We start from the raw sequence: 7817 nt of genomic DNA on the forward strand, positions 1-7817 counted from the left end.
GGCGCGATCCCGGAATCCATTGGGCCGCATGTTGAAGCAGTGAAATGGATTCCGGGCTCGATGCTGCGCATCGCCCCGGAATGACGGGGCGCTCCCGAGCGTCAGCGGAGGCCGTTCTGATTCGCTCAAAAATCGCAATCGCCCCGGATGACTACTGGCGCCCGTGGTTAACCCTTCGTTAGAGAATTGCACGGCATCTTCCGGACCAGGGAGAACTGCAATGTTTTCAAGCCGCAATGCCTTCGAGAACGACGTTTGCCCGGTCCGCGAGGAGCTGCTCGGACAGATGTACCGCGCCAATCCTGCTGGCCTTCAGGCCCTCGTCGAAAGCGTCTCGTCCGATGTCCGGGCAATGCTGGCGCTGTTCTGCTATCGCCGCCATCATCTGCATTCGCTGGCAGTGGCGATCGCCGCAACCTGCAGCGAACGCGAGCTCGCTTATTTCGGCGGCCACGTCGGCAACAACCTTTATAAACTGTCCCGCCAGCCGGCCCGCTCCGCAGCGCCCTCGCACGGCGGCCGCAAGCCGATCACGCTGTCGACCAAGCCGCTGGCAACCTTCGCGCCGATCGTCGACGACCTCGACGAGGAAGAGGTTGCCGAGACTGTGACGGTCTAAGCTCCACCTAGCCACGAACTCTCCCTCATCCCGAGGAGCCGCAAAGCGGCGTCTCGAGGGATGGGCCGCGGGCGAGATCTGGGCCTCATGGTTCGAGACGGCGCTTCGCGCCTCCTCACCATGAGGGACTCCTGCCGCATCCGGGCTACGGTTCAACAGCCAGCACCGGCAGTCCGTGCCGGCGTCGCGCCACCGCGCATTCCGCATCGCCGGGCATGCAGGTGCGGCAGACCTCGGGCCGTATCGCATAGATCGCGCAGCTCGTGGCCACGCCGATCTTGCCTGACAGTGCCGAGCAGCGGTCGCCGTCGCAGCGCATGCCGGATTGCCTTGCATTGACGTATTCTAGCGGGATCAGGTCGAGCGCCGCGTCGTCTTCGGTGGTGAAGCGGGGCCAGTTCTCCGAGTAGAAGCAGCACGCGCCGCAGGCCTGGCAGGGATTCTCGGTCGCCATCAGATGTCCTTCGGCGCTTCCCAGACCAGGCTGCGGCGCCAGCGCGCCCGCAACAGGTCGCGCCTTTCCGGATATTTCTCCTCATGATAGACCGCGTTGATCACGCGGTCGGTGCGGAAACTGCGGAAATCCTTCCGCAACTCGCACCATGCCGCCAGGATCCGCACCGCTTCGTGATAGCCGACTGCGATCGGCCAGATCGTGCGTTCGGTGTCGCGGCCACGTTCATCGCGATAGTTCAGCGTGATCTTCCTGCCGTCATGGATCTGCGCGCGTGTCCGCGCCATGTCGATGCGGTCGGGCTCCTGGTTCCGCGCCCAGCGGGCGCGGCTTGCGGGTTCGAGGACGAACGGCCGCAACCGCTCCGGCACGGTATCGGCGATCTTCGCCATCAAATCCTGCGCGGCGCGCGCCAGCGCCGGATCGGCGTGGCCCGTGACCCAGCTCGCGCCGAGCACGCAGGCCTCGATCTCGTCGGGCGTGAGCATCAAGGGCGGCAGGTCGAATCCTTTTTCCAGGATATAGCCCATGCCGGCTTCGCCGCGAATCGGCACGCGCTGCTCGATCAGGGTCGCGATGTCGCGATAGATCGTGCGCTTGGATGTCTCGAGCTCGGCGGCGATCGCATCCGCGGTCAGCGGTTTGCGGGTGCGCCGAAGCACCTGGATGATCTGAAACAGCCGGTCGGCGCGTCTCATGGCAGCTCTCTTTGGTCGGTCTCTTTGGCTGGTCTCTTGGCTAGTGAGTTCCAGGCCGTCGATTTTCCGAGGTCGGCCTCGCCGCTGCTGACAGGATGTTGGCAGCAGGGGGTGGTTATAACGGGACAACATCTCAACTGAAGGGAATTTGTCCATGCTGAATCATCTTAGTAAGGCCGGCCTCGATAGCCGTCTTGAAAGGTTCAGGCGAGCCCAAACCTTTGCGTTGGAACAGCTCGTCACAATCCACACCGTCTCCTCCGACCTCCGCTGGGCGCTCATCGAACTGGCCCTGCGTTCGATCGCCGCCCTGTTGACGGCGGGCGGGAGGCACCTGGTCTTCCGCAGCCGCCGCCTCGTGAAACGGGTTCGTTTGGCGACCCATTTTACCCCTGCTGACACCATGGTGGCAGCAGGGGGCCGCTAGGCTCGGTGCCGTTTTTTGGAAATTGGGAGGCTCCAGATGATTATTCTCCATGGCTTCGGCCCGGGGTTCGGCTTGCCGGAAATCAGCCCCTTCGTGACCAAGACCGAGGTCCAATTGAAAATGGCCGGGCTTGCCTATTGCAAGGAGAGGGCGATGCCGCCGAGTTCGCCCAAGGGCAATTGCCCTATATCCGTGACGAAGCGGAGACCATCGCCGATTCCACTTTCATCCGCGCGCATATCGAAGGCAAATACGGCTTCGACTTCGATGCGCCCTTGAGCCTGCAGGCGCGCGCGCAGGCCTGGGCGTTCGAACGGATGATCGAGCACCACGTCTATTGGGCCCTGGTCGGTGCGCGCTGGGTCGATGAAACCAATTTTGCCAAGGGACCGGCACATTTCTTCGACGGCGCGCCGGAACATATGCGCGAGAAACTACGCGAGGACGCTCAATTCCGGGTCGCCGAGAACTATCTCCTGTCTGGCCTCGGCCGCCATGCGCCCGATGAGGATATCGACCTTGCCATCCGGTCGCTGTTCGCGCTTTCCGTGCAACTCGGCGACAAGCCGTATCTGATGGGCGATACGCCGTGCGGCACGGATGCCACCGCGTTCGGGGCGCTTGCGGGAATCCTGACCCCGTTCTTTGATTCGCCGCTACGCGCGCGGACCGAGAAGTTCAGCAATCTCAGCGACTATGTCGACCGGATGATGGGGCAATATTATCCGGAGTTCGCCTGGTCGCCGGTGCGCGAAGCGGCCTAGCTACGATGAGGTTACAGCTCGCAGCGTTTTCGAGCGAAGTGGATATCGGTTCGCGTGAAGAAAACGCGTCAAAACAAAAGACCAGAGCTTCGGTTCTGATTCAATCAGAACCGAAGCTCTGGGGCTCGGCTTTCAATGCAGCCAGCTCCGCCTCGAGCTCGGCGATGCGTGCGTCGCGTGCGGCCAATGCCGCAGCGACATCGGCGGTATCGAACTTCTGTGGGATGTGCTGCGGACAGTTGGTGTCCCAGGTGGATATCTTGAACAGGATCACCTGCTCAGCACGCGCCCTGTAATCCTTGGGCATCAGCGATTGCGTCAGCGCCGGGTCGTCGTCGACCACGCGCGCTTCCCCCCAGAGCTTGACGCGTCTGCGATGCGCGTAATCCATCACGAAGATATACGCCTTCGGATTCTCCGACAGATTGCCTTGGGTGATGTACTGCCGGTTGCCGCTGAAATCGGCGAACGCGATGGTGCTGGCGTCCAGGATCTTGATGAACCCCTTTGGTCCGCCGCGGTGCTGGATATAGGGCTGGCCATCGGCAGACGCCGTCGCGAAATAGAAGCTGTTGGCGTTGGCGAGGAAGGCCGCGAGATTCTCGTCGATCGCGGTGCGCCAGCCGCGCCGTTCGACCTGGGCATAGGCCTCGCGCGAGCCTTTGCGCGCCTGGATCGCCTTCACCGCCGGCGTGAAAGCGACGTCACTCGGATAGGTCTGGCTGTCTGACATTTGAGCCCCTTGGCATGGAGCGCCAAAGCGTCGTTTCACCATGGAAGATGGGACCGTTCCCCGGTCGAACAATCAAGGCGATTGACACTTCACTATTGCGCATTATGCAATAATGAGATGGACCGTATTGATGCCATGCAGGCCTTCGTCGCCGTGGCCGATCTGCAGGGCTTCGCCCCCGCCGCTCGAAAGCTCGGGCTGTCGCCATCGGCCGTGACCCGGCTGATCGCGGCGCTGGAGGAGCGGCTCGGCGCGCGGCTGTTGCAGCGGACCACGCGATCCGTGACCCTGACCGATGCCGGCTCGCGCTATCTCGAGCGTATCAGGCGCATCCTTGCCGATCTCGAAGAGGCAGAGGAGGCGGTCGAGGGCGAACGCACGCGCCCGGCCGGGCGATTGGTGATCTCGGCGCCGGTCGGCTTCGGCCGCCTGCATGTCAGTCCCATGGTCACGGCCTATCTGAAGCGCTACCCCGACGTTGGCGTGGACCTCAGGCTGTCCGACCGCATGATCAACCTGGTGGAGGAGGGCGTCGACCTTGCCGTCAGGATCGGGCACCTGCCGGATTCGACGCTGGTTGCACGCCATGTCGGCGAGATGCGGCGCATCGTGGTGGCGTCGAAGCAATATCTGAATGCTCGCGGCGAGCCGAAGCGGCCCTCGGATATATCAGCGCACGACACCATTCAGTTCGGCGCCATGTCGGCGGCGCCGGATTGGCGCTTCGTCGAGGAAGGGCAGGAGGTCCGCGTTTCGCCGAGCCCACGCTTTTCATCCAACGGCGCTGATGCCGCGATTCAATACGCCGAAGCCGGCGGCGGGCTGACGCGTGTGCTCGCCTATCAGGCGGCTGCTTCGCTGAAGGCAGGGCGGCTCAGGATCGTGCTGGCGAAATTCGAAGAGCCGCCGCTGCCAATCCACATCGTCTATCCGACCTCGCGCTTGCTCTCGGCCAAGGTGCGCACCTTCATCGATCTCGTCGCCGAGACCGCGGACTGGCGGTTCGGATGACGGCTATCGTGCCGGGTTCGCGCTACGCGCGTCCCGAGACGACGTCCTTCTTCGGCATCACCCGGAACGTCCCATTCGCCCGCGCGATGATGACGTCGTCCGCCTTCACCAGGCTCTGCGCAAAGCAGATCGTGCTGCCGGTCTTGATCACGTCGGTCTCGACCGCGAGCCACTGACCGATCTCCGCGGTGCCAATGAAATCGACCGCAAGCGAGACCGTTACCAGCGAGGATGTCCAGCCCATCACTTGGGCGCAGCTATAGCCCATCGCGTTGTCGGAGAGCGCCGCGATCAATCCGCCATGGATCAGACCGCGCGAGTTGGTGTGCGCCTTTGCGAGCCTGAGCCCCATGATCACCGCCCTGTCGATGCGCTTCGAATAAAGCGGCTCCCAGGGATCGGTGAGCGGGCTCTTGCGGAAGTGAGGCTCAAAGCCTTCCGGAATGTCGGCAATGACTGATGTATCGGTGCTCATGGTCGGCCCGTATGTCTGATGATCTCGGCGCCATTGAACGCGATGTCGATGACAGTTTCACCGCATACAAAGTTTTAAACGGCATCTGCGCGGATGTTTGAAACACTCCGTCGTCATTGCGAGCGAAGCGAAGCAATCCATTTCTCCCCGCGTGGGCGCATGGATTGCTTCGTCGCTTCGCTCCTCGCAATGACGGCGTAGCCCGTAGGGTGGGCAAAGCGCAGCGTGCCCACCATCGCGAGCGGAGTGCTGAGGGTGGGCACGCTTCGCTTTGCCCACCCTACAATTTTATAACGGCAATCCGACGTAATTCTCCGACAGCGACGTCGACGCCGCCTGGGAACTCACGAGATATTCCAGCTCGGCGAGCTGGATCCGTGCGCCGAACTCGCCCTGGTCCGGGAATTTGTGCAGCATCGAGGTCATCCACCAGGAGAAGCGCACGGCCTTCCAGACCCGCGCCAGCGCCCTGGCGGAATACCCATCGATGCCGGCGGAAGATTTCTCGTCGTAGTACTCACGTAAGCCCTGCGACAGGTAGTGCACGTCGCTGGCGGCGAGGTTCAGCCCCTTGGCGCCGGTCGGCGGCACGATGTGCGAGGCGTCGCCGGCCAGGAACATCCTGCCGAAGCGCATCGGCTCGGCGACGAAGCTGCGCAGCGGCGCGATGCTTTTTTCGATCGAGGGACCGGTGACGAGTTCGTCCGCCGCCTTCTGGTCGAGCCGCCGCTTCAGCTCGTCCCAGAAACGTTCGTCGGGCCATTGGTCGATGTGATCGTCGAGCGGACACTGCACGTAATAGCGGCTGCGGTGCATCGAGCGCATCGTGCACAGCGCAAAGCCCCGCTCATGGTTGTTGTAGATCAGCTCGTGCGAAACCGGAGGGGTATCCGAGAGGATGCCGAGCCAGCCGAACGGATAGACCCGCTCATACGTCTTGATCGCGGAATCCGGCACGCTGGCGCGGCTGACGCCGTGGAAACCGTCGCAGCCCGCGATGAAGTCGCAGATGATCTCGCCTGCTTTGCCGTCCTTCACGTAAGAGACGCGTGGATGGTCGGTGTCGAAATCATGCGGCTGGACATCGGCGGCCTGATAGATGGTGGTGAGCCCGGCCTTCTGCCGCGCGTTCATCAGGTCGAGCGTCACCTCGGTCTGGCCGTAGATCATGACCGTCTTGCCGGTCGCCGCGTGCATGTCGATGCGATGGCGGGCGCCGCCGAAGGCGAGTTCCAAGCCGTGATGGATCAGCCCCTCGCGATGGGCGCGCTGGCCTGCGCCGACCTCGTCGAGCAGGCTGACCGTGCCCTCCTCCAGCAGGCCGGCGCGGATCCGCGCCAGCACATAGTCCGGCGTCTGCCGTTCCAGGATCACGTTGTCGATCCCGTAGGCGTGAAGTAGTTGCCCAAGCAACAATCCTGCCGGACCTGCGCCTATGATTGCTACCTTTGACCGCAATATTTGCTCCTCCCGATATTGTAGGCTTTAGCTTATACCGCCTGGCGGGTCGCTGTCGTCAGCTTGCAATGGTGATTATATCATATAACAATAATCGCAAAGGGCCGCCAAAGGCCTGCAAAGAGGGAGAGGATGCCGATGAGGAAGACGGTTCTGGCGTTGCTGCTGGCCGCCAGCGTGACCCCTGCGTTCGGGCAGGAGAAGAATTTCGACCTGAAGATCTCGCATTGGGTGCCGGCGTCCCATCCGCTGCAGAAGTCGCTGGAGGACTGGGCCGCGGCGGTGGAAAAGGATTCCGGCGGCACCATCAAGGGCAAGGTGTTCCCGGCGCAGCAGCTCGGCAAGGCCTTTGACCATTACGACATGGCGCGCGACGGCATCGCCGATGTCACCTATGTCAATCCCGGCTACCAGCCCGGCCGCTTCCCGATCGTCGGCGCCGGCGAATTGCCGTTCCTGATCTCCGACGCCAAGGGCGGCTCGATGGGACTTGATGCCTGGTACCGCAAATATGCCGAGAAGGAGATGAAGGACGTCAAATACTGCCTCGCCTTCGTCCATTCGCCGTCTTCGTTCCATTCGCGCACCAAGAAGATCGTCGTGCCTGAGGACGTCAAAGGCCTGAAGATCCGCCCCGCCCATGCCACCATGGCCAATTTCGTCACCTCGCTGGGCGGCACCAATGTGCAGTCCTCCGCGCCTGAAGTGCGGGATATCATCGAGCGCGGCGTAGCCGACGGCGTCACCTTTCCCTGGGGCTCGCTGGTGCTGTTCGGCATCGACAAGGTGACGAAATACGACATGGAAGCGCCACTCTACGTCACGACCTTCGTCTTCGTGATCAACAAGGACAAGTACAACGCGATGTCCGACCGCCAGAAGGCAGCCATCGACAAAAACTGCTCGACCGAGATGGCGGGCATCGTCGGCGAGCACTGGGGCAAGTTCGAGGACGCCGGCATCGATAAGGTGAAAGCCGAGTCCGGTCACGAGGTCTACAAGCTGACGCCGGAGCAGACCGCGCTGTGGAAGAAGGCGGCCGAGCCGCTGGTCAAGACCTGGGCCGACGGCGTCAAGAAGACCGGCGTCGACGCGGACGCCGCGATGGCCGACCTGAAGGCCTCGCTCACGAAGTACAACGCGCTCGCGCAGTAGTTCTCCCTCTCCCCGCTTGCGGG

9 protein-coding genes and 1 pseudogene are annotated in these 7817 nt (G+C 62.7%); 5 read left to right on the plus strand and 5 right to left on the minus strand.

Features of this window, described 5'->3' with window-relative positions; genetic code table 11:
- The first annotated feature begins 220 nt into the window (after positions 1–220).
- The gene (locus tag CWO89_RS37625; protein WP_130583415.1) at positions 221–619 is read left to right on the plus strand and encodes a hypothetical protein; all 399 of its coding nucleotides are present in this window, start codon (positions 221–223) and stop codon (positions 617–619) included.
- Between the two features lie 145 nt (positions 620–764).
- Here the strand turns inward: CWO89_RS37625 and CWO89_RS37630 are convergent, their stop codons facing one another.
- A complete protein-coding gene (locus CWO89_RS37630; RefSeq protein ID WP_130583416.1) occupies positions 765–1073 on the minus strand; it encodes a YkgJ family cysteine cluster protein in 309 nt (102 codons plus the stop codon).
- Entirely contained in the window at positions 1073–1771 is a 699-nt protein-coding gene (locus CWO89_RS37635; protein ID WP_130583417.1) for a helix-turn-helix transcriptional regulator, read from the minus strand. Before CWO89_RS37635 ends, CWO89_RS37630 begins: the two co-directional genes overlap by 1 nt.
- Positions 1772–1925: 154 nt before the next feature.
- Here CWO89_RS37635 and CWO89_RS37640 point away from each other — a divergent pair, with 154 nt between their 5' ends.
- Together CWO89_RS37640 and CWO89_RS37645 are read left to right on the plus strand one after the other, a co-directional pair.
- Positions 1926–2198 carry a hypothetical protein gene (locus CWO89_RS37640; RefSeq protein WP_130583418.1) on the plus strand — a complete coding sequence of 91 codons (273 nt, stop codon included), beginning with the start codon at positions 1926–1928 and terminating at the stop codon, positions 2196–2198.
- A gap of 36 nt (positions 2199–2234) precedes the next feature.
- Positions 2235–2962 (plus strand): annotated as a pseudogene (locus CWO89_RS37645) (glutathione S-transferase family protein).
- Positions 2963–3062: 100 nt separating this feature from the next.
- Here the strand turns inward: CWO89_RS37645 and CWO89_RS37650 are convergent.
- A complete protein-coding gene (locus CWO89_RS37650; protein ID WP_130583419.1) occupies positions 3063–3695 on the minus strand; it encodes a pyridoxamine 5'-phosphate oxidase family protein in 633 nt (210 codons plus the stop codon).
- 117 nt (positions 3696–3812) lie between these two features.
- Here CWO89_RS37650 and CWO89_RS37655 point away from each other — a divergent pair, with 117 nt between their 5' ends.
- Positions 3813–4706, plus strand: coding sequence for a LysR family transcriptional regulator (locus tag CWO89_RS37655; RefSeq protein WP_130583420.1), 894 nt, complete (start codon positions 3813–3815; stop codon positions 4704–4706).
- Positions 4707–4728: 22 nt separating this feature from the next.
- On the opposite strand, the gene CWO89_RS37660 is transcribed toward CWO89_RS37655, so the two are convergent.
- Positions 4729–5181, minus strand: a complete 453-nt coding sequence (locus tag CWO89_RS37660; RefSeq protein WP_130583421.1) for a PaaI family thioesterase — start codon at positions 5179–5181, stop codon at positions 4729–4731.
- A 288-nt stretch (positions 5182–5469) separates the two neighbouring features.
- The gene (pobA, locus tag CWO89_RS37665) at positions 5470–6639 is read right to left on the minus strand and encodes a 4-hydroxybenzoate 3-monooxygenase (RefSeq protein ID WP_130583422.1); all 1170 of its coding nucleotides are present in this window, start codon (positions 6637–6639) and stop codon (positions 5470–5472) included.
- Between the two features lie 138 nt (positions 6640–6777).
- On the opposite strand from pobA, the gene CWO89_RS37670 reads away from it, so the two are divergent.
- On the plus strand, positions 6778–7794 hold the full coding sequence (locus tag CWO89_RS37670) for a TRAP transporter substrate-binding protein (RefSeq protein WP_130583423.1): 1017 nt from the start codon (positions 6778–6780) through the stop codon (positions 7792–7794).
- Positions 7795–7817: the final 23 nt, after the last annotated feature.

It is taken from the genome of Bradyrhizobium sp. Leo170 (genome assembly GCF_004296405.1).
Classification (GTDB): domain Bacteria; phylum Pseudomonadota; class Alphaproteobacteria; order Rhizobiales; family Xanthobacteraceae; genus Bradyrhizobium.

What these genes read in the sequence shown, in the direction of transcription:
- CWO89_RS37630 (WP_130583416.1), bottom strand. Translation starts at nt 1,073, where the DNA reads ATGGCGACCGAGAATCCCTGCCAGGCCTGCGGCGCGTGCTGCTTCTAC.
- CWO89_RS37670 (WP_130583423.1), top strand. Translation starts at nt 6,778, where the DNA reads ATGAGGAAGACGGTTCTGGCGTTGCTGCTGGCCGCCAGCGTGACCCCT.
- CWO89_RS37650 (WP_130583419.1), bottom strand. Translation starts at nt 3,695, where the DNA reads ATGTCAGACAGCCAGACCTATCCGAGTGACGTCGCTTTCACGCCGGCG.
- CWO89_RS37640 (WP_130583418.1), top strand. Translation starts at nt 1,926, where the DNA reads ATGCTGAATCATCTTAGTAAGGCCGGCCTCGATAGCCGTCTTGAAAGG.
- CWO89_RS37635 (WP_130583417.1), bottom strand. Translation starts at nt 1,771, where the DNA reads ATGAGACGCGCCGACCGGCTGTTTCAGATCATCCAGGTGCTTCGGCGC.
- CWO89_RS37625 (WP_130583415.1), top strand. Translation starts at nt 221, where the DNA reads ATGTTTTCAAGCCGCAATGCCTTCGAGAACGACGTTTGCCCGGTCCGC.
- CWO89_RS37660 (WP_130583421.1), bottom strand. Translation starts at nt 5,181, where the DNA reads ATGAGCACCGATACATCAGTCATTGCCGACATTCCGGAAGGCTTTGAG.
- CWO89_RS37655 (WP_130583420.1), top strand. Translation starts at nt 3,813, where the DNA reads ATGGACCGTATTGATGCCATGCAGGCCTTCGTCGCCGTGGCCGATCTG.